This is a genomic window from Micromonospora sp. NPDC005806, assembly GCF_042871425.1.
Classification (GTDB): Bacteria; Actinomycetota; Actinomycetes; order Mycobacteriales; family Micromonosporaceae; genus Micromonospora.
This window is the reverse complement of record NZ_JBIAIL010000016.1, coordinates 119,731-139,542: the sequence shown is the minus strand read 5'-3', so window position 1 is coordinate 139,542 and position 19,812 is coordinate 119,731. Positions and strand designations below refer to the sequence as shown.

Annotated in this window: 14 protein-coding genes; 9 read left to right on the top strand and 5 right to left on the bottom strand. The window is 72.4% G+C overall.

All coding sequences use genetic code 11. The features are described from left to right. Positions 1 to 240: 240 nt before the first annotated feature. Positions 241 to 993, top strand: a complete 753-nt coding sequence (locus tag ACFYOS_RS18855; RefSeq protein ID WP_387142792.1) for an alpha/beta fold hydrolase — start codon at positions 241 to 243, stop codon at positions 991 to 993. 4 nt (positions 994 to 997) lie between these two features. Here the strand turns inward: ACFYOS_RS18855 and ACFYOS_RS18850 are convergent, their stop codons facing one another. The 4 genes from ACFYOS_RS18850 to ACFYOS_RS18835 form a co-directional block, all read right to left on the bottom strand. Then, complete coding sequence (locus tag ACFYOS_RS18850; protein ID WP_387142789.1) at positions 998 to 2,713, bottom strand: CDP-glycerol glycerophosphotransferase family protein; 1,716 nt, start codon at positions 2,711 to 2,713, stop codon at positions 998 to 1,000. A gap of 30 nt (positions 2,714 to 2,743) precedes the next feature. Next, positions 2,744 to 4,309, bottom strand: coding sequence for a D-ribitol-5-phosphate cytidylyltransferase (locus tag ACFYOS_RS18845; protein ID WP_387142786.1), 1,566 nt, complete (start codon positions 4,307 to 4,309; stop codon positions 2,744 to 2,746). A 143-nt stretch (positions 4,310 to 4,452) separates the two neighbouring features. Continuing rightward, complete coding sequence (locus ACFYOS_RS18840) at positions 4,453 to 5,253, bottom strand: ABC transporter ATP-binding protein (RefSeq protein WP_387142783.1); 801 nt, start codon at positions 5,251 to 5,253, stop codon at positions 4,453 to 4,455. After that, positions 5,246 to 6,148, bottom strand: a complete 903-nt coding sequence (locus ACFYOS_RS18835; RefSeq protein WP_387142780.1) for an ABC transporter permease — start codon at positions 6,146 to 6,148, stop codon at positions 5,246 to 5,248. The genes ACFYOS_RS18840 and ACFYOS_RS18835 overlap by 8 nt, the downstream gene beginning before the upstream one ends. 165 nt (positions 6,149 to 6,313) lie before the next feature. Here ACFYOS_RS18835 and ACFYOS_RS18830 point away from each other — a divergent pair, with 165 nt between their 5' ends. From ACFYOS_RS18830 to ACFYOS_RS18815, 4 genes are all read left to right on the top strand, one after another. Then, on the top strand, positions 6,314 to 6,994 hold the full coding sequence (locus tag ACFYOS_RS18830; protein WP_387142777.1) for a TetR/AcrR family transcriptional regulator: 681 nt from the start codon (positions 6,314 to 6,316) through the stop codon (positions 6,992 to 6,994). Between the two features lie 92 nt (positions 6,995 to 7,086). Continuing rightward, positions 7,087 to 8,196 (top strand): DegT/DnrJ/EryC1/StrS family aminotransferase, encoded by a 1,110-nt coding sequence (locus tag ACFYOS_RS18825; RefSeq protein ID WP_387142774.1) that lies wholly within the window; start codon positions 7,087 to 7,089, stop codon positions 8,194 to 8,196. Continuing rightward, positions 8,193 to 9,230: a Gfo/Idh/MocA family protein gene (locus tag ACFYOS_RS18820; protein ID WP_387142771.1), complete on the top strand. Its 1,038-nt coding sequence runs from the start codon at positions 8,193 to 8,195 to the stop codon at positions 9,228 to 9,230. Before ACFYOS_RS18825 ends, ACFYOS_RS18820 begins: the two co-directional genes overlap by 4 nt. A gap of 79 nt (positions 9,231 to 9,309) precedes the next feature. After that, positions 9,310 to 11,883: a glycosyltransferase gene (locus tag ACFYOS_RS18815; protein WP_387142768.1), complete on the top strand. Its 2,574-nt coding sequence runs from the start codon at positions 9,310 to 9,312 to the stop codon at positions 11,881 to 11,883. A gap of 61 nt (positions 11,884 to 11,944) precedes the next feature. Here ACFYOS_RS18815 and ACFYOS_RS18810 read toward each other — a convergent pair whose 3' ends face one another. Further along, entirely contained in the window at positions 11,945 to 13,108 is a 1,164-nt protein-coding gene (locus ACFYOS_RS18810) for an acyltransferase (protein WP_387142765.1), read from the bottom strand. A 183-nt stretch (positions 13,109 to 13,291) separates the two neighbouring features. Between ACFYOS_RS18810 and ACFYOS_RS18805 the strand changes: the two genes are divergently transcribed. The 4 genes from ACFYOS_RS18805 to ACFYOS_RS18790 all read left to right on the top strand — a co-directional run bounded on the left by ACFYOS_RS18805 (position 13,292) and on the right by ACFYOS_RS18790 (position 19,668). Then, on the top strand, positions 13,292 to 14,845 hold the full coding sequence (locus ACFYOS_RS18805) for a glycosyltransferase family 4 protein (RefSeq protein WP_387142812.1): 1,554 nt from the start codon (positions 13,292 to 13,294) through the stop codon (positions 14,843 to 14,845). A 401-nt stretch (positions 14,846 to 15,246) separates the two neighbouring features. Further along, positions 15,247 to 16,815: a glycosyltransferase family 4 protein gene (locus ACFYOS_RS18800; RefSeq protein WP_387142809.1), complete on the top strand. Its 1,569-nt coding sequence runs from the start codon at positions 15,247 to 15,249 to the stop codon at positions 16,813 to 16,815. Then, on the top strand, positions 16,812 to 18,380 hold the full coding sequence (locus ACFYOS_RS18795; RefSeq protein ID WP_387142762.1) for a glycosyltransferase family 2 protein: 1,569 nt from the start codon (positions 16,812 to 16,814) through the stop codon (positions 18,378 to 18,380). The genes ACFYOS_RS18800 and ACFYOS_RS18795 overlap by 4 nt, the downstream gene beginning before the upstream one ends. A 4-nt stretch (positions 18,381 to 18,384) precedes the next feature. Continuing rightward, a complete protein-coding gene (locus ACFYOS_RS18790) occupies positions 18,385 to 19,668 on the top strand; it encodes a nucleotide sugar dehydrogenase (RefSeq protein WP_387142759.1) in 1,284 nt (427 codons plus the stop codon). Positions 19,669 to 19,812 lie beyond the last annotated feature (144 nt).

The window sequence follows — 19,812 nt, the reverse complement described above, 5'->3', positions numbered from 1 at the left end:
GCTACAAGAACGACGGCCGGACCGTGCGGATCGCCGACTCGGCGAACCCGGCGGTTCCCGCCTACTGGATGACCACCATCGACCTGGCGAACTGGATGGCCACCCGCGGCTACTCCGCCTGATCGCACCCTTCCCCGTCGGGCCCCGGCTCCCCTGAGCCGGGGCCCGACGTCGTCTGTCCGGCTCCCGCCGCCGGTCCGGTCTCGCGCGTCGTGTCCGTCCGGTGGCACACTGCGCCGTATGGGCGACGCGACGGGTACCCGCCATCTGCTGCTGCTCCACGGCATGGGAGCCACCGGCGAGGTGTGGCTGCCGTGGGCGCCGCTGCTGGAGCGCCGCTGGGCGGGGCGCTGGCTCGCCCCCGACCTGGCCGGCCACGGCTGGTCGCCGCCGCTGCCGGCGTACTCCTTCGAGGCGCTGGCGCGGCGCGTGGTGGAAGGGCTCGGTCCGGTGGCCGAGCGGCTCGGTCCCCGGGACCGCCTCGTCGTGCTCGGCCACTCACTCGGCGGCGTGGTGGCGCTGGCCCTGGCCGCTCGGGCGCGCCGCCTTCCGGTGGACGCGGTGGTCGGGCTCGGCATCAAGGTCGCCTGGTCGCCGGCCGAGCTGGACAAGGCCCGCGAGCTGGCCCAGCGGCCGGTGACCTGGTTCAGCAGTCGGGACGAGGCCGCCCGCCGCTACCTGCGGGTCTCTGGACTGGCTGGCCTGTTCGCCCCGGACCACCCGGTGGTCGACGCGGGGCTGCGCCGCGAGGACGGTCGCTGGCGGCTGGCCATGGACCCGGCTGCGCTCGCGGTGGGGGAGCCGCGGCTGGCGGGGCTGCTCGCCGCGACCGACGTGCCGGTGCTGCTGGCCCGCGGCGAGCAGGACCCGATGGTCTCGGACGCGCAGCTCAAGGAGTTGGCCGTGCCGGTCGCCATCCTGCCGGGACTCGGCCACAACGCGCACGTCGAGGATCCGGAGGCCGTGCTCGCCCTGCTCGACCCGTACCTGTGACGGATCAGGCGGTGGGCGAGAGCGGTGAGCCGTCCTGCGCCACCGCGTCGGCGGCGCGCGGCGCCGGCGGATTCCACTCCGGTTCGAGCTGCCGGCGGGCGGCGTCGAGGAACGCCTCGGCGTACGACTCGGCGGGGAAGTCGCCCAGGTAGCGGCGCCGGGTCGCCCAGCGGGCCGCCGCCTTCGGGTCGGTGTCGAGCAGTTCGGTGAGCACCTCGTCCACGTTGGACATGTCCCGGCGCAGTACGTAGCCCGAGCCCGCGAGGGGGAACCGCTCGACGAAGTGCTCGCCGTCGGCGCCCATGTCGGTCACCGCGTACGGCTTGCCGGAGTAGAGGTAGTCGGAGATGACCCCGGAGACGTCCGAGATCAGCGCGTCCGAGCGGTTCACGCACTCGGTCAGGGTCAGCTCGCGGCTGGCCGCCGCGCCCCACAGGTGCGCCCGGCCGGTCCTGGCCCGGTCCGCGGTGAGCAGCTCGGTGAGCCGGGCCAGCTGCCGCGCCGAGGCCGGGTTCTGCGCGGTGTACGGGTGGGCCCGCAGGATCACCGTGGCACCCCGGTCGAGCAGCCGGCGGATCACCGTCTCGGCCACCGGCAGCGAGCAGTAGTTGGCGTCGGCGTGGTGCCCCGTCCAGGTGGGGGTGTAGAGCACGGTCGGGTTCGCCGTCCCGCGCGCCGGGTCGCGGCGTACCTCGATCGTCTCGACCTGGGGGCGGCCGACCACGACGAACTTCTCGGCGGGGATCTCCACGCCGGCGCGGGCGTAGCGGTCGATCGCCGCCTGCCCGGCGACGAAGATCTTGTCGAAGATCGCCGAGACCGGGTTGGCGCTGGGCGCCTTGTCGCTGTCGCCGTGGTGCAGCTGCACGTGGGTGAGCTGGGAGAAGCGGATGCAGTGGCTGTTCTTCGCGCCGTGGTTGACGTAGAACGCCGCCCGCAGGCTCGGCACCAGGGCCTCGTCCATGGTTTTCAGCGTCGGACAGAAGACCACCGGCGCGCGGGTCGCCGCGGCGACGGTCGGCAGGAACTCCGGCTCCCGCAGCAGCACCATGAACGGCCGGCCGATCCGCTCGAGGTACGGCAGCCACATGGTGACCTGGTACTCCGACCCGGGCGGCGCGGAGAAGTACAGCACGAACTCGGGCTGGTGCCGGCGCAACGCCCGGCCCACCGGGCCGCCTCCGGCCGGTGGCCGGAACCGGCGCCGGGCCAGGTCCAGCCCGACCGCGCCGCAGCCCGCCGCGACCAGCAGGGCGACGACCAGCGCCAGCCAGGCCGGCAGGGCCAGGCCGGCGGCAACCGCCACCACGGCCAGCAGCCCGAGCAGCGCGTCGCCGAGCCGGGCGGCGACCAGCGGGGTCCACGAGCGGACCGGCAGGTTGGCCGCGCGGATCTCCAGCGCACCCGCGTCGCGTAGCGGCCCCACCAGCAGCACCAGGCCGAGCACGACCAGCGCGGTCAGGGCCAGCGCGGGGTCGAAGCCGCCGTCGAGCCGGCGGGCGTACCCGACCAGGATCCCGGCGGCGACCAGCACCGACTCCGCGACGGCGTCGGCGTTCGGCCGGACCCGGCGCTCCACCGCGGCGGCGGCCAGCGCGGCCACGGCGATCGCCAGGCCCCAGCCGGTGGCCCCGGTGAGCGCCACGACGAGGAAGGCCAGCACCGCCAGCCCGGTGGTCAGCACCCGGGCGAGCAGCTTACGGACCAGGTCACCACGCATGTCGGTCGTCCGTCCCGCTCGTCGTCCGGCTCAGGCGTCGACGCCGGTGGGCAGCTGCTGCGACAACTCCAGCTCGGCGCGTCTGGCGCCGCGCCGCGACCTGGAGCCGTCGTCGGACGGGTGCGCGTCGGCCTGGGCGGGCACCGCCGCGACCGGATCGCCGGGCGCCCGCCGTACGTCGATCACCTGACCGGTCAGTTCGGAGATCAGCACGTCGAGGGAGGCCTGCGCGACCGCCTCGGCGGAGAGCAGGGTGTGCTCCGGCTCCTCGCCGAACGCCTTGGTGCGCATCGGGGTGGCGGTGCGCTCCGGGTTGACGCAGTTGACCCGTACGCCGAACTCGGCCCACTCGTCGGCGAGCGCCTGGGTCAGGTTGACCAGCGCGGCCTTGGTGGCCGAGTAGAGCGCGTACCGGGCCCGGCCCCGGGTGTACGAGCTGGAGGTGTAGAGCAGCAGTTGGCCCTTGGTCTGCTGGAGGTACGGCAGGGACTGCCGGGCGATGGTGACCGGGCCGACGAAGTTGACGTGCAGGAGCCGGTCCATGGTCTCCTCGTCCATCTCCGCGAGCGCCCCCTTCTCCAGGATCCCGGCGGTGACCACCACGTGGTCGATCCGGCCGGTCGCCTCGAAGGCGGTCTTCAGCGCCGCGGCGACGTCCTCGGCCCGCTCCACGTGGGTGCCGGTGGTGGAGCGGCTGAACGGGAAGACCTGGGCGCCGTAGCCGCGGGCCAGCTCGGTGAGGTCGTGGCCGATGCCGTAGCTGCCGCCGAAGACCACGATGGTCCGGCCGGTCAGCTCCTCGGTGTAGCTGCGGTGGTCGCTGACCTTGGGCGCCTGCGCTGCGGCGAGCTGGAAGAGCTTGTCCGCCAGGTGCACGTCGACCGGGTGGGTGACCTTGATGTTCTCGTCCGAGCCGTCGATCACCTTGATCGGCGTGCCGGGCAGGTAGCGCAGGACCACGCCGCAGTCGTCGGTGGCGGCGAAGTGCGGGTCGCCCTCGGCCCGCCGGTACGCCTCCCGGATGGTGCCGGACCGGAACGCCTGCGGGGTCTGGCCCCGGCGCAGGGTCGAGCGGACCGGGATGTCGGTGATGCAGTCGTCCTCGTCGACCTGAATGATCGTGTCGGCCGACGGGATGGCCACGTCCACCGCCGCGTACGTCCAGAGCGCGTTCACGCACTCGCGGACGATCCGGGCGCTGACCAGCGGCCGGACCGCGTCGTGGAAGAGGACGTTGACGTCGCCCTCGCCGACCGCGTCGAGCGCGATGCGGGTGGTGTCGTTGCGGGTCTCGCCGCCCTCGATCACCTTGCTGACCTTGCGGAAGCCGGCGTTGGCCACGATCTGCTCGGCGTCGGCCACGTGGCCGGTGGCCATCAGCACGATGATCTCGTCGATCTCCGGCGCGGCCTCGAAGACGGCCAGCGTGTGCTCGATGATCGGCTTGCCCGCGATCTTCAGCAGCTGCTTCGGGATGCCCAGCCCGAGCCGGGTCCCGGTCCCCCCAGCGAGGACCACCGCAACCGTCCGCGAGGGGCGCCAGGGTGCCGGGCTCGCCGGCGTGGCGTCCGGTGCGGTGGTGCGGTCCTGCGTCATTGCCGTTCCTCACTTCTGCGGGGGATGGGGTTTTTACGCCTCGGTGACCGGGTGGTGAACTTTGGTCGGCAACCGAGGAAACCATAACGCGGACGACGGAGCGCACCGACCCGGGCGGAACCGGACCGGTGCGCTCCGTCGGACTACTTCTGGTTCTCGTACGCGTTGCAGACCTCGTCGGTGGGGCCGTCCATCCGCAGGACGCCGCTCTCCAGCCAGAGGGTCCGCTCGCAGGTGTCCCGGATCGAGCCGATCGAGTGGCTCACCAGGAAGACGGTGCCCGCGCTGTCGCGCAGCTCCCGCACCCGCTGCTCGCTGCGGGCCCGGAACTTGCGGTCGCCGGTCGCGAGGGCCTCGTCGATGAGCAGCACGTCGTGCTTCTTGGCCGAGGAGATGGCGAAGCGCAGCCGGGCGCCCATGCCGGAGGAGTAGGTCCGCATCGGCAGCGAGGCGAAGTCGCCCCGCTCGTTGATCCCGGAGAACTCGATGATCTGCGGGGCCAGCCGCTTGACCTCCTCCGGCGGCATGCCCATGGCCAGGCAGCCGAGCACGACGTTGCGCTCGCCGGACAGGTCGTTGAGCAGGGCGGCGTTCACGCCGAGCAGGGACGGCTGGCCCTGGGTGTAGACGGCGCCCCGGGCCGGCGGGAGCAGACCGGCGATGGCCCGCAGCAGGGTTGACTTGCCGGAGCCGTTGCTGCCGATCAGGCCGATCGCCTCACCCTCGTACGCGGTGAAGCTCACGCCCTTGACCGCGTGCACCTCGCGGATGCTCGGCGCGCTGGTCCGGGTGACGATGCGCTTGAGGGCGGAAACCGGGCTGGTGCCCCCGGTGGCGCCCTTGTGGATCTTGTAGATCACGTGGACGTCGTCCACCACGACGGTGGGGACCCGACCCGAGTCCACCACGGCGGTGCTGCGCACCGGCTGGATCTGCTCAGCCACGGCCGTACTCCTCTTCTCCGCGCCAGAAGTAGACGAATCCACCGAGACCCATCACGACCGCCCAGGCCAGGGCGAGGCCCCAGAGCATCAGCGGCGAGGTCGTCATGTTCGCCTGGTGGGAGTCGAGCAGCGCGTACCGGGCCAGCTCGATGAAGACCAGCGGCGGGTTGGCCTCCAGCAGGTTCGCCGCCCAGTGCGGCAGGTGCTCCCGGAAGAGCTTCACCGGGTAGAGCACGCCGGAGGCGTACATCCAGGTGCGCAGCACGAACGGCATGACCTGCTTGAGGTCGGTCATCTTCGAGCCGAGCCGGGCCATCACCATGGTCAGGCCGACGTTGAAGACCGTCTGGAGCAGCAGCATGGGGGCGACCAGCAGCCAGCGGAAGGACAGCGGCTCACCGGTCAGCAGGACGATGCCGGCCAGCACCACCATCGACATGAGCAGCTGCTGGAACTGGACCAGCGTGACGGTGATCGGCAGCGCCGCCCGCGGGAACTGCAGCGCGCGGATCAGCCCCAGGTTGCCGGTGATCGCGCTGGTGCCCTGCAGCACCGCGCTCTGGGTGAACATGAAGATGAACACACCGGTGCAGAGGTACGCGATGAAGTTCGGCACGGTCCGGTGCTGAGACAGGATCACGCCGAAGATCAGGTAGTAGACCGCCGCGTTGGTGAGCGGGGTCAGCACCTGCCACAGCTGGCCGAGCTGTGTCTGACTGAACGACGAGGCGACCTTCGCCCGCGAGTACGCGGTCATGAAGTGTCGGTACGCCCACAGGCGGCGGGCGTACTCGGCCAGGGGCGGGCGTTCCCCCGCGATCCGAAGCCCGTACCGCTCTGCGAGCTGGGCCCGGGTCAGTCCGGATTCGGGGTCGGCCACCGCGGTGTTGGCCATGGTCAGGCGCTCCGATCTTTCGTGCTGATGGGGAGCAATGAGAATGTGTCGCGGCGATGAAATCTAGCGTGGCCGGTTACGGGGAGGGTGCCTCGCTGCTGCGTGGAAGGTAGTCCAAAACACGTCGGGACGCAACCGTACCGTCGTTGCGCTACATTGTTCCTCGTGAAGACCGACAAGAGGCGGGCACCGGCCGGCGCGGCCGTTCTTCGCGACGACATCACCACGGCCATCCGGCGCTCCGTCATGCAGGAGTTGGCGCAGGTCGGATACGGGCGGCTGTCGATCGAGGCGGTCGCCCGGCGGGCCGGTGTCAGCAAGACGGCCATCTATCGCCGCTGGCGTTCGAAGCTCGAGTTGGTGCTCGACATGGTGAGCGCCGCCGCCGGGCGCAAGTTGCCCCTCCTCGACACCGGCAGCCTGCACGGAGACGTGGAGGTGCTGCTGCTCGTCGCCTCCGGGGCGCTCAGCCACCCGCTGGCGTCGCAGATCATTCCCGACCTGCTCGCCGAGGCCGCGCGCAACCCGCAGATCGCGGAGACGCTCGAGAAGGCGACGCGCGACTACCAGGCGCGCGTCGGTGAGATCGTGATCGGCCGGGCGGTCGCCCGCGGCGAGCTGCCGGCCGGCGCCGACCCGTGGGCCGCGGCCGACCTGATCGTCGGCCCCATCTACTGGCGCCTGGCGATCTCCCGGTCGCCCCTGGACACGCCTCAGCTGAGCCGCATGGCAACCGCTGTCGTCGCGGCGCTGCGAGTAGCATGTGCGGGTTCGGCCGAGCAGGACCAAGAGGTGTGGGACGCCCGCACCCTGACCGAATCTGAACCGCACCGGGCCGGCGCATGAACGTTGCGGGAGCGCAATTTACCGCTCAGTCGGACCGGCTACTATCGCCAACCGAACCCCCACCAGCACCATCTACACCAGGAGGATCCCCCATGGCTGGGCAGCACCCAGACTTTATCCCACCAGCGCGGCCGATCATCGGCGAAGCCGAGATTGAGGCGGCTGTCCGGGTGCTGCGTAGCGGCAAGGTGGTGCAGGGGCCCGAGGTCGCGGCGTTCGAGGAGGAGTTCGGCGAGCTCGTCGCCGGGCGGCACTGCGTCGCCGTCAACTCCGGCACCTCCGCCCTCCAGCTGACCCTGATGGCCCTCGGCTTCGGCCCGGGCGACGAGGTCATCGTGCCGTCGTTCTCCTTCGCGGCCAGCGCCAACGCGGTCCGGCTGGTCGGCGCCGAGCCGGTCTTCGTGGACATCGAGCCGGGCAGCTTCTGCGTCGACCCCGAGGCGGTCGCCGCCGCGGTGACCCCGCGGACCGTCGCCATCATGCCGGTCCACCTCTACGGCCACCCCGCCGCGATGGACAAGATCATGGCGATCGCCGAGCGGCACAACCTGGCCGTCGTCGAGGACGCCGCCCAGGCGCACGGCGCCAGCCTGCACGGCACCCCGGTCGGCGCGTTCGGCACCGCCGGCTGCTTCAGCTTCTACCCCACCAAGAACATGCACGCCCTGGAGGGCGGCATGATCAGCACCGCCGACGCCGGCCTCGCCCGCACCCTGCGGCTGCTGCGCAACCAGGGCATGGAGCAGCGGTACGCCAACGAGATCGTCGGCGCCAACATGCGGATGACCGACGTGGCCGCCGCCATCGGCCGGGTGCAGCTCGCCCAGCTGGGTGAGTGGACCGAGCAGCGCCGGGCGAACGCCAAGTTCCTCGACTCCAACATCACCGGCATGGTGACCCCGCCGGTGGCCGACGCCGCCCGGCACGTCTACCACCAGTACACGGTGCGGGTGAAGGGCAACCGGGACGCCGCCATGACCCGCCTCACCGAGCTGGGCATCGGCAACGCCGTCTACTACCCGACTCCGATCCACCGCCTCAAGCCGTACCTGACCGAGGACGGCAAGCCGGGCCCGTGGGACCTGCCGGAGACCGAGCGGGCCGCGGCCGAGGTCGTCTCGCTGCCGGTCCACCCGTCGCTGAGCCAGGTCGACCTGGAGCGGATCGCCGAGGGCGCGAACCTCGCCGGGGGTGCCCGATGAGCGAGGGTCGTAAGCTGCGCGCCGGCCTGATCGGCCTCGGCGCCATGGGCCGCAACCACGCCCGGGTGCTCTCCGGCCTCGACGGCGTCGAGCTGGTCGGCATCGTCGACCCGGCCGGCGACGTCACCGGCACGCTGCGCGCGCCGGTCGTGCCCGAGCTGGGCGACCTGCTGGCCATGGGGATCGACTACGCGGTGGTCGCCTGCCCGACCGCCCTGCACGAGCAGGTCGGCCTGGAGCTGGCCCGCAACGGCGTCGGTGCACTGATCGAGAAGCCGCTGGCCCAGTCCGTCGAGGCGGCCACCCGGCTGGTTGAGGCGTTCGAGGCGGCCGGGCTGGTCGCCGGCGTCGGCCACATCGAGCGCTACAACCCGGCCCTGCAGAGTCTGCGGCTCCGGCTGGAGGCCGGCGAGCTGGGCGAGGTCTACCAGGTCGTCACCCGGCGGCAGGGCCCGTTCCCGCACCGGATCGCCGACGTCGGCGTGGTCATGGACCTCGCCACCCACGACATCGACCTGACCAGCTGGGTCACCGGCCAGGAATACACCTCGGTGTCGGCCCGGACGGTGTCCCGCAGCGGCCGGCTGCACGAGGACATGGTCGCGGTGGTCGGTCAGCTCACCGACGGCACCATGGTCAACCACCTGGTCAACTGGCTCAGCCCGCTCAAGGAGCGGTCCACCGTGATCACCGGCGACAAGGGCTGCTTCGTCGCCGACACGCTCACCGCGGACCTGACCTTCTACGCCAACGGCGCGATCGACACCGAGTGGGAGGCGCTGCGCGCCTTCCGCGGGGTGGCCGAGGGCGACATGGTGCGCTACGCCATCCCGAAGCGCGAGCCGCTGCTCGTCGAGCACGAGCGGTTCCGCGACGCGGTGGAGGGCAAGGAGAGCGACATCGTCACGCTCCGCCAGGGCCTGCGGACCGTCGAGGTGGCCGGGGCGCTGCTGCGCTCGGCCTCGGACGGCAGCACCGTGACCGTTGGAGCGCGGCACACGTCCCCCGCCGAGGGCGCTGTCCCTACCCGCTGACCCGGGCGGCCGCGGCCCGCTCCGGCGGGCCGCGGCCGGGCGTGAAACCGTCAGCCCCTCATTCCACAAAGGACCGCGAATGTCATCGCCCTCCCGCCCGCCGAGACTCGTCGTCCTGGTCGCGAACGGCATCACCGGAGACTCCCGGGTCCAGAAGACCGCCATCGCCGCCGCCCGGGACGGCTGGGACGTCGTCCTGGTGGGCCGCAGCCCGAAGAAGAAGGGCAAGGAGCCCGAGCACTCCGCGATGGGCCCGATCGAGGTGATCCGGGTTCCCGTCCCGCCGGTCCTGTCCCGGCAGCACGGCAGCCGGCACCGGGTGCGCCGGGCACTGACCCAGTTCCGCATTCCCGACAAGTCATCGCTGAACCGCTACCGGGCGCGGCACCAGGCGTGGCTGCGCAAGCAGACCGGCAAGCCGAACCCGCCGCCGCGCCCCTGGATCAAGGCCCACGAGGCGCTCCACGAGCTGCGCGTGCGGGCCTGGGGCTGGGAGCAGTTCCACGGCAGCAAGCCGGGGCCGCCGACCGGCGACTGGCGTACCGACTGGCCGATCCTGCTCGACATCGACCTGGCCTTCGGCCCGGTGCTCGAGGAGCTGGAGCCGGACGTCATCCACGCCAACGACATCAACACCATCCCCACCGCGGCGATGAGCGCGGCCCGGCTGCGTGCCCGGGGCAAGAAGTGCGTCTGGCTCTACGACGCCCACGAGTACGTCCAGGGTGTGGAGTGGCCCAAGCCGCAGCAGGCCAGCGGCGTGAAGGCCGCCGAGCGGGAGTTCATCGCCCGGGCCGACGCGGTGGTGACCGTCTCCGAGCAGATCGCCGAGAAGCTGCGCAGCCAGTACGCGCTGCCGGAGAGCCCGCTGGTGGTCGGCAACTCGCCCGTCCGGGACGGCATCCGCAGCGGCAACGTCGAGGCGTCCGTCCGCGCCCGGGCGGGGCTGGCCGAGGACGTCCCGCTGATGGTCTACGGCGGCTGGATCGGCCCGGAGCGTGGCCTGGACACCGTCATCGCGGCCCTGCCGCAGCTGCCCGAGCACCACCTGGCGCTGGTCACCGGGCGGATGACCCCGCTGCTGGAGGAGCTGCTGGCCAAGGCGGAGGCGCTCGGCGCCCGGAACCGGGTGCACCTGTTGCCGTACGTGTCGCCGTACGAGGTGGCCGACTACCTCAGCTCGGCCGACCTGGGGCTGATCCCGTTCCAGCGCACGCCGAACTGCGAGCTGTCCCTGCCGACCAAGGTCTCCGAGTACCTGCACGCCGGGCTGCCGCTGGTCACCAGCGACGTGCAGGTGGTCAGCGCGTACGTCAAGCAGCACGACATCGGCGAGGTGTTCACCTCCGGTGACGTGGCGGGCTTCGTCGACGCGGTCAAGCGGGCCACCGCCCGCCGGCCGGAGCTGGCCGCGCACCTCACCGAGGAGATCCTCGACGACCTCTCCTGGGAGCGGCAGAGCAGCAAGCTCCTCAAGCTCTACCGGGACATCTCCGGTCTCGCCCCGGCCGCCCCGCGGCCGGACATCGCGTGGACCGTGCACGAGCGCCCGGCGGGGCTGCTGCCCGGCCGAGCGGCCGAACGGCGCGAGCTACCGGTCTGGCGGGCCCTCGCCGACACCAAGGTCCGGCTCGGCCTCGGCCCGGCGAACTACGCCGGGCAGGCCGCGGCGTTCGCCAAGGCGATCTCCCGCGACAACTCGGACGTGTCGATCGAGGTGGTGATGAACAAGCTTCCCACCTCCTTCGACTACCCGGCGGACGTCTACCTGGAGTCGCTGCGCCAGCCGGAGCTCGACTTCCAGCTGGAGCAGGTCAACCGGGTGCTCAGCCAGTACACGCACGTGCTGGTGGACGCCTTCATGCCGCTGTTCGGGCACCTCAACGGCGACAACATCGAGGGCGACCTGCCGGCGCTGCACAAGGCCGGCATCAAGGTGGCGCTGCTGGCGCACGGCAGCGAGATCCGCCACCCCGGGCGGCACCTGGAGCGGCACCAGTTCTCGCTCTTCGCCGACGCGCCCAAGGGCATCGCGGCCAAGCTCCAGAAGAAGGCGGAGCGGAACCGACGGGTGGCCGAGGAGTCCGGCCTGCCGGCCTTCGTGACCACGCCGGACCTGCTGGAGGACCTGCCCTGGGCCACCTGGACCCCGCTGGTGGTGGACGTCGAGTCCTGGGCGTGCGACCGGCCGGTGATGGAGCGGGCCCGCCCGCTGGTGCTGCACGCGCCGTCCAAGCGCTGGACCAAGGGCAGCGACCGGATCCTGCCGGCCATGCAGGCGCTGCACGACAAGGGCGTGATCGAGCTGCGCCTCGCCGAGGGCGTCGCCTGGGCCGAGATGCGCAAGCTGGTCCGCGAGTGCGACCTCGTGCTCGACCAGTTCACCACCGGCAGCTTCGGCACGTTCGCGGTGGAGGCGATGGCGGCCGGTAAGCCGGTCGTGGCGTACCTCAGCGACCAGGTGATCAAGACCGTCGGCGGTGACCTGCCGATCGTCAACGCCTCCCCGGCCAACCTGACCGAGGTGGTGGAATCGCTGCTCGACGACCGGGACGCCACCGCCAAGATCGGCCTGGCCTCGGCCGAGTACGCCCGCACGTACCACGACGGCACCTGGACGGCCCGTCAGCTCACCTCGTTCCTCAGCAGCTGACCGCCCCGGTACGACGACGGCCCGCCGACCTTGCGGTCGGCGGGCCGTTCGGCGTCCCGGGTCAGAAGACGGCGCGGACGTACGGGATGCGGGCCGCCACCATCGACACGGCGAACGAGACGACCAGCACCGCCGGGTAGACCAGACCGATCACCTCCAGCGACCGGCCCGCCTCCACGTCTGGGATCAGCTGGCGGAACACCTCGAAGACCAGCAGGTGGATCAGGAACACCCCGAACGAGGCGTCGGAGAGGCGGACGACGGTCCGGGCGACCGCGGGCCGCCACGTGGTACGGGCGCCGATGCTCACCGCGGCCAGGAAGATCAGCAGGGTGGCCGCGGCGACCAGCGTGCCGGTGGCCATCACCGGGAAGGTGGCCTGGAGCAGTCGGTGCCGGGGTGCCACGCCGAACTGCCAGACCGCCTCGACCAGCAGCAGCCCGGCGCCGAGCAGGGCCACCGTCGTCCAGAGGCGGTTGAGCACCACCTTGCGCAGCGCCCAGCCGGCGACGAAGAAACCGACGTACGGCCACCAACGGTTCCAGCTGGTCAGGATGTTCGGCCGGGAGTCGCCGAGGAGCAGTGCCCAGCCCGGGATCATGTACGCCACCATGGTCCAGCCGAGGGCCACCCCGGCGGTGATCAGCGCCCGGTACCGGCCGCCCGCGTGCAGGAAGGGAGCCAGCACCGGGGCGATGACGTAGAGGCCGACGATCAGCCAGAGGAAGTACAGCGCGGTGAAGACCTTGCCGTCGATCAGCAGCCGGGCCAGCCCGGTGGCGGTCACGTCCTCGCCGCGCATCGCCATCCGCACCACGACCACGTAGACCACGTGCCAGACGATCATCGCGGGCAGGATCCGGACGAACCGCTTGCGGTAGAAGGCGGCCGGTCCGGCGCGGTGCGCCCGCGGGTCGAGGACGAACGCTCCGCTGATCATGATGAAGGCCGGGACGGTCCAGATCGCGCCGATGTCGATCGCGGTGGCGACCCACCAGCCGAGGTTGCCGCGCAGGTCGTCCTGGCCGACGATCACGCCGAAGATGTGGATGGCGACGACGCCGCAGATGGCGACGACGCGCAGCGCGTCCAGGCCGTACTCGCGGGCCGGGGGCCTGGCGGGCGCGGAAGCGGGCCGCTCGTCGGGGCGGCCGGGGGTGGTGGTCGCCGACGCGGGTCCGGCCGCCGGCGTGGGGGCCACGTTGACAGGCTGTGAGGCAGTCACCGGGCCATGCTAGAGGGGCCGGCCCGCGGCCCGCCGCCTGGCGCTGCCCCGGCGGCCCGTGTGCGCGCCGGGATCGACCGGCGCTGCCGTACACTCGCCGGGGCCCGAGTCGCCCGCACTCAGACAGGAGTGGACATGACGGTTGCCTCCGAGCGAAACCCCGGCACCCGGGGCCGGATCGTGATGCTGGTGGACAACGCGGTCAACGGTGACTCCCGGGTGCAGAAGACCGCGATCTCGGCCGCCGCGGCGGGCTGGGACGTGGTGCTGCTGGGCCGCTCACCCAACAACAAGACGCAGACCTGGCAGCTCGGCGGGGCCGAGGTGCGGCTGCTGCCGATGCCGACCGCGCTGGGCCGCGCGCCGCACGAGTTCCGCCGCCCCTGGGTGCGCGGGCCGCTGGCGTACCCGCCCACCGGCGTCGCCGCCCGCCGCGAGCAGGAGGTGCGCGCCTGGCGGGCCGACGTGGAGGCCCGGCTCGGCGCCCTCAGCCTGGGCAAGCCGACCGGGGCGCGGGGCGCGCTGAGCCGGCAGGTCCTTCGGGGCGAGCTGCTGGCGGCCAAGGTGTCCCGCAAGTGGGTCGGCCTGCGCTGGCGCCAGCTCAACCGCGCCCAGGAGGCCCGCAAGCAGCTCGCCAGCCCGGTCGACAAGCTCTACACACTGTTCTGGCAGAAGGCGGCGGGGGACCGGTCCTGGCGGCGGCTGGAGCCCGGGCTGTGGGACTTCGAGCTGGCGTACGGGCCGGTGATCGACAAGCTGAAGCCGGACCTGATCCACGCCAACGACTTCCGGATGCTCGGCGTCGGCGCCCGCGCCAAGCTGCGTGCCGCGGCCAAGGGCCGGCGGATCGCCCTGGTCTGGGACGCGCACGAGTTCCTGCCCGGGGTCCGCCAGTGGCACGACAGCCCCCGCTGGCTGCCGGCGAACACCGCCCACGAGCGGGAGTACGCGCCGTACGCGGACGCCGTGCTGACCGTTTCCGACGGGCTGGCCGACCTGCTCCGGGAGGGGCACCACCTGCCCGAGCAGCCGACCGTCGTGCTGAACACGCCGAGCAGCGGCGACGCCGCGGGCGTCGGCGAGGGCACCGTGCCGGACATCCGCGAGCTGTGCGGGATCGGGCCGGAGGTGCCGCTGCTGGTCTACAGCGGCGCGGCCGCCGCGCAGCGCGGCCTCGGGATCATGGTCGACGGTCTCGCCGAACTGACCGACGCGCACGTGGCGTTCGTGGTGCCCCGGCCGGCGGCCCCCTACATCAAGGACCTCCAGGCTCGCGCGGCGGAGTTGGGCGTGGCCGGGCGGGTGCACGTGCTGCCGTACGTGCCGCATCACCAGGTGGTGCCGTTCCTGTCGGGTGCGCAGGTGGGGGTGATTCCGATTCACCACTGGCCGAACCACGAGATCGCGTTGATCACCAAGTTCTTCGAGTACTCGCACGCGCGGCTGCCGTTGGTGGTCTCGGACGTCAAGACGATGTCCGAGACGGTCCGCCAGACCGGGCAGGGTGAGGTGTTCACCGCCGAGGACGTGGCCGACTTCGTGCGGGCGGTCCGCGAGGTGCTCGCCGATCCGGCCCGCTACCGGTCGGTCTACGACCGGGCCGGGCTGCTCGAGGGCTGGACGTGGGAGGCGCAGGCGGAGGTGCTGGACGGGGTCTACGCCCGGTTGCTGCCGGACGCCCCGGCCCGCCCGGCGCCCCGTCCCGGGGGCGACGCCGTGGCACCGGTCCCCGCCTGACCGTCGGCTCGGGCCAGCGCCGACGGGCGCCGGCCCGGGCCCCGCGGCCGGGCACGGGCGGGTGCCGAAGACCACTGGTCGATGCCACCACCAGATGTTAACTTTTCGGACATCTCTGAACCTTCCGGGACCGGTGACGGAGTGGCAGGGTGCTCAGGCGGCCCGCCCGTCGACGCGTCGCGTCGGGGAGCGCAACGGAGGGGTACGCTCCGGTGCGCGCGGCGGCGATCCCGGCCCGTCGGCCCGGCCTGAGGGACGGGACGGCGACGCGTGTTCTCGTACAATCGCTCGGGATTTCGGACCGGTTCCCCGGCCGGGGACACGGCGGGGAAGAGGCGGAGAAACAGACGATGGAGCGCAACGGCGGCGCCGGGATTCCGGGTGCCCGGGGTCGGGTCGTCATGCTGGTCGACAACGGCGTCAACGGGGACTCACGGGTGCAGAAGGCCGCCCGCTCCGCCGCCGCGGCCGGCTGGGAGGTCATCCTCCTCGGCAAGGCCCCGGCCGGCGGCGGGCGCAGCTGGCGGCTCGGCGACGCCGAGGTGCGGCTGCTGCCCATGCCCGAGCCGCTGGCCAAGCGCCGGCATGAGTTCCGCCGCGCCTGGCTGCGCGCGCCCCTGGCGTACCCCCCGACCGGGATCGGCGCGCACCGCACCCAGGCCGTGAAGGCCTGGCGCGCAGACCTGCGGTTCCGGCGCGCCACCCTGACCGTCGCCGCCCGCGACGGCGCCCGCCCCTCGCCGCTGGCGTGGCCGACGTTGCGGTTCGAGGAGAAGCTCTCCGGTCTGGTCCGCCGCTGGGTCTCGCTGCGCAACCGGGAGCTGAGCCGGGCCCGCCGCAACCGCAAGCTGGCGGGCCCGTGGGACCGCGCCTACACGCTCTTCTGGCAGCAGGTCCAGGGTGACGGCGCGTGGCGACGGCTGGAGCCCGGGCTGTGGGACTACGAGCTGGCCTACGGCGCCACGGTGGACGAGCTCCAGCCGGACCTCATCCACGCCAACGACTTCCGGATGCTCGGCGTGGCCGCCCGGGCCAAGGTGCGGGCCGCGGTCACGGGCCGCCGGATCGCCGTGGTCTGGGACGCCCACGAGTACCTCCCCGGCGTCCAGCCGTGGCGGGACAACGCCCGCTGGCTGCCGGGCAACACCGCCCACGAGCGCGAGTTCGTCCCGTACGCGGACGCGGCGATGACCGTCTCCGGCGGGCTGGCCGACCTGCTGCGGACCGAGCACCAGCTGGCCGAGCGGCCGGCCGTGGTGCTCAACGCCCCGGCGCTGGACGAGCTGCCGGCCGCCGGCGACGAGCCCGCCCCGGACATCCGCGCCCTGTGCGGGCTGGGTCCGGACGAGCCGCTGCTGGTCTACAGCGGCGTGGCCGCCGCCCGGCGTGGGCTGGACGTCATGGTCGAGGCGCTGCCGCAGCTGCCGGAGGCGCACGCGGCGTTCGTGGTCAACCGGCCCGACTCGGCGTACGTCAAGAGCCTGCGCCGCAAGGCGGAGGAACTGGGGGTGGCCGGGCGGGTGCACGTGCTGCCGTACGTGCCGCATCACCAGGTGGTGCCGTTCCTGTCGGGTGCGCAGGTGGGGGTGATTCCGATTCACCACTGGCCGAACCACGAGATCGCGTTGATCACCAAGTTCTTCGAGTACTCGCACGCGCGGCTGCCGTTGGTGGTCTCGGACGTCAAGACGATGTCCGAGACGGTCCGCCAGACCGGGCAGGGTGAGGTGTTCACCGCCGAGGACGTGGCCGACTTCGTGCGGGCGGTCCGCGAGGTGCTCGCCGACCCGGCCCGCTACCGGGCCGCGTACGACCGGGCCGGGCTGCTCGAGGGCTGGACGTGGGAGGCGCAGGCGGAGGTGCTGGACGGGGTCTACGCCCGGTTGCTGCCGGACGCCCCGGCCCGTTCGGTGCCCGACGGCGACCCGGCCCCCGGCGCCGCGCCGACCTCGGTGGGGGTGGGCGCGTGAGCCAGCCCGACGTGACGGTGGTCGTCGCCGTCTACAACACCATGCCGTACCTGACCACCTGCCTGGACTCGTTGGTCGGGCAGACCATCGGGCTGGACCGGCTGGAGGTGGTCGCCGTCGACGACGGCTCCACCGACGGGAGCGGGGCCGAGCTGGACCGCTACGCCAAGCGGTACCCGGGCACGGTCCGGGTGCTGCACCAGTCCAACTCGGGTGGCCCGGCGGCGCCCAGCAACCGGGCCCTCGACCAGGCCCGCGGCCGGTACGTCTTCTTCATCGGCTCCGACGACCACCTCGGGCCGGAGGCGCTGGAGCGGCTGGTCGACGCCGCCGACCGGTGGGGCTCGGACGTGGTGCTCGGCCGGATGGTCGGCACCAACAAGCGCTACGTGCACCAGGCCATCTACGCCAGCACCGAGGAGCGGGTCGACCTCTTCGACAGCGAGCTGCCCTGGTCGCTGTCGAACACCAAGCTGTTCCGGCGGGACCTGATCGAGCGGCACGGCCTGCGGTTCCGCACGGACATGCCGATGGGCAGCGACCAGCCGTTCACGCTGGAGGCCTGCGTCCGGGCAGCGAAGATCTCCGTGCTGGCCGACTACGAGTACTACTACGCGGTCAAGCGGGAGAACGCGCAGAACATCACCTACGCCAGCCGCTTCGAGGAGCGGCTGCGCTGCGCCGAGGAGCTGGTCGGCTGCGTCGCCGGGCTGATCGAGCCCGGCCCCCGGCGGGACGCCGTCCTGCTGCGCCACTTCAGCTGGGAGGTGGCCAAGCTGCTCCGGCACGAGTTCCTCGACCTCTCCCGGGACGTCCAGCAGCAGGTCCACGACCGGATCCGCAAGCTCGCCGAGGCGTACCTGACCGACGGCATCGTGGCCCGGTTGGCGCCCGACCTGCGGCTGCGGCTGGTCCTGGCCCGGGACGCCGACCTGGACCGGCTGCGCGAACTGATCGGCCAGCAGTCCGACAAGACGCTGCCCGACGTCACCGTCGAGGGCGACCGCTGGTACGCCCACCACGTCGGCTTCCGCGACCCCGCGCTGGGCTACCCGGACGAGTGGTACGACGTCACCGACAGCGCCGCCACGATGCTGGCGAAGCTCACCGCGACCGGGCTGGCCTGGGGGCGGGACGCCGCCGGCGCCAAGGCGCTGATGATCACCGCGGAGAGCCGCTGGGCCGAGCTGACCGAGTTGACCGCCGAGGCGCTCCGGGTCAGCGTGGGCGAGCTGACGGGTGTGACGACAGTCACTCCTGGTGGCCCCGGTACCGTCGTAAGGACGGACTTCGCGGTGGACCAGATGCTCGCGGTCGTCGCGGCGAACGGGGAACGTCGGGTGGTACGGGCGGAGGTGACCGCGCTGGGCGGCACCGGCTCGACGCCGCTGCGGACGGACCACCGGGTCGCCGCACCCCGCCTGCTGGCCCGGCGCGGTGTCCGGTTCCACCTCGTCACGCCCACCACCAACCACAAGGGCCAGGTCATCGTCGCGATCACGCCGGTGACCCCCCGTCGGTTCCTTGCCCGCCTGCGCCGAATCTGGCCCTCTGGAGGAAAGTAGTTTCATGAACATCTGCGTCGTCGCGCTCGGAAAGATCGGCCTGCCGCTCGCCGTGCAGTTCGCCTCGAAGGGGCACCGGGTGATCGGTGCCGACGTCTCCGAGCGGGTCGTCCAGCTGGTCAACGACGGGGCCGTGCCGTTCCCGGGCGAGGCCGACCTGGACGTCAAGCTGAAGGAGGCGGTGGCCGCCGGGCTGCTCTCCGCCACCACCGACACCGCCACCGCGGTCGCCGAGTCCGAGGCGGTCGTCGTGGTCGTGCCGCTCTTCGTGGACGCCGACGGCGTGCCGGACTTCGGCTGGATGGACGACGCCACCCGGGCCATCGCCCGTGGCCTCAAGCCGGGCACCCTGGTCAGCTACGAGACCACCCTGCCGGTCGGCACCACCCGCAACCGCTGGGCCCCCATGCTGGAGGAGGGTTCCGGCCTCACCGCCGGCACGGACTTCCACCTGGTCTTCAGCCCGGAGCGGGTGCTCACCGGCCGGGTCTTCGCCGACCTGCGCCGCTACCCGAAGCTGGTCGGCGGCATCGACGAGGCGTCGGCCGAGCACGGCGTCCGCTTCTACGAGGCGGTGCTGGACTTCGACGAGCGGGCCGACCTGAACCGACCCAACGGCGTCTGGGACCTCGGCTCGGCCGAGGCGTCCGAGCTGGCCAAGCTCGCCGAGACCACCTACCGGGACGTCAACATCGGCCTGGCGAACCAGTTCGCCCGGTTCGCCGACACCGTCGGCGTCGACGTCACCAAGGTCATCGAGGCCTGCAACACCCAGCCGTACAGCCACATCCACTCCCCGGGCATCGCCGTCGGCGGGCACTGCATCCCGATCTACCCGCGGATGTACCTGTGGAACGACCCGGCCGCCACCGTCGTGCGCTCGGCCCGCGAAGCCAACGCCGCCATGCCGGACTACGCTGTCGACCTGCTCGCCGCCGCGTACGGCGACCTGACCGGGGTGGGCGTGCTGGTGCTCGGTGCGTCCTACCGGGGCGGGGTCAAGGAGACCGCCTTTTCCGGCGTCTTCCCGACCGTCGAGGCGCTGCGCCAGCGGGGCGCCACGCCGTACGTCTCCGACCCGATGTACACCAACGAGGAACTGGCCGCGCACGGCCTGCCCGGCTACGACGGCGAGCCGGTCGGCGCCGCCGTCATCCAGGCCGACCACGCCGAGTACCGCACCCTCACCCCGGCCGACCTGCCCGGCGTGACGGTGTTGGTCGACGGCCGCCGGGTCACCGACCCGGCCCGCTGGACCGGCGTCCGTCGGGTGGTCATCGGCGGTTGACCCGCCCCCCGCGCCCCGGGCCCCGGCCGCTCGTCGGCCGGGGCTCGTTGCGTTGCGCGGCCCGGCCGCTACCGGAGGTGAGCGGCGTCATTGGCCGTTCATCAACCGGACACCCCGGTAATACTTGTGTTACTTGCGCCGTTT

What these genes read in the sequence shown, in the direction of transcription:
- ACFYOS_RS18855 (WP_387142792.1), top strand. Translation starts at nt 241, where the DNA reads ATGGGCGACGCGACGGGTACCCGCCATCTGCTGCTGCTCCACGGCATG.
- ACFYOS_RS18850 (WP_387142789.1), bottom strand. Translation starts at nt 2,713, where the DNA reads ATGCGTGGTGACCTGGTCCGTAAGCTGCTCGCCCGGGTGCTGACCACC.
- ACFYOS_RS18845 (WP_387142786.1), bottom strand. Translation starts at nt 4,309, where the DNA reads ATGACGCAGGACCGCACCACCGCACCGGACGCCACGCCGGCGAGCCCG.
- ACFYOS_RS18835 (WP_387142780.1), bottom strand. Translation starts at nt 6,148, where the DNA reads ATGGCCAACACCGCGGTGGCCGACCCCGAATCCGGACTGACCCGGGCC.
- ACFYOS_RS18825 (WP_387142774.1), top strand. Translation starts at nt 7,087, where the DNA reads ATGGCTGGGCAGCACCCAGACTTTATCCCACCAGCGCGGCCGATCATC.
- ACFYOS_RS18820 (WP_387142771.1), top strand. Translation starts at nt 8,193, where the DNA reads ATGAGCGAGGGTCGTAAGCTGCGCGCCGGCCTGATCGGCCTCGGCGCC.
- ACFYOS_RS18815 (WP_387142768.1), top strand. Translation starts at nt 9,310, where the DNA reads ATGTCATCGCCCTCCCGCCCGCCGAGACTCGTCGTCCTGGTCGCGAAC.
- ACFYOS_RS18805 (WP_387142812.1), top strand. Translation starts at nt 13,292, where the DNA reads ATGCTGGTGGACAACGCGGTCAACGGTGACTCCCGGGTGCAGAAGACC.
- ACFYOS_RS18800 (WP_387142809.1), top strand. Translation starts at nt 15,247, where the DNA reads ATGCTGGTCGACAACGGCGTCAACGGGGACTCACGGGTGCAGAAGGCC.
- ACFYOS_RS18790 (WP_387142759.1), top strand. Translation starts at nt 18,385, where the DNA reads ATGAACATCTGCGTCGTCGCGCTCGGAAAGATCGGCCTGCCGCTCGCC.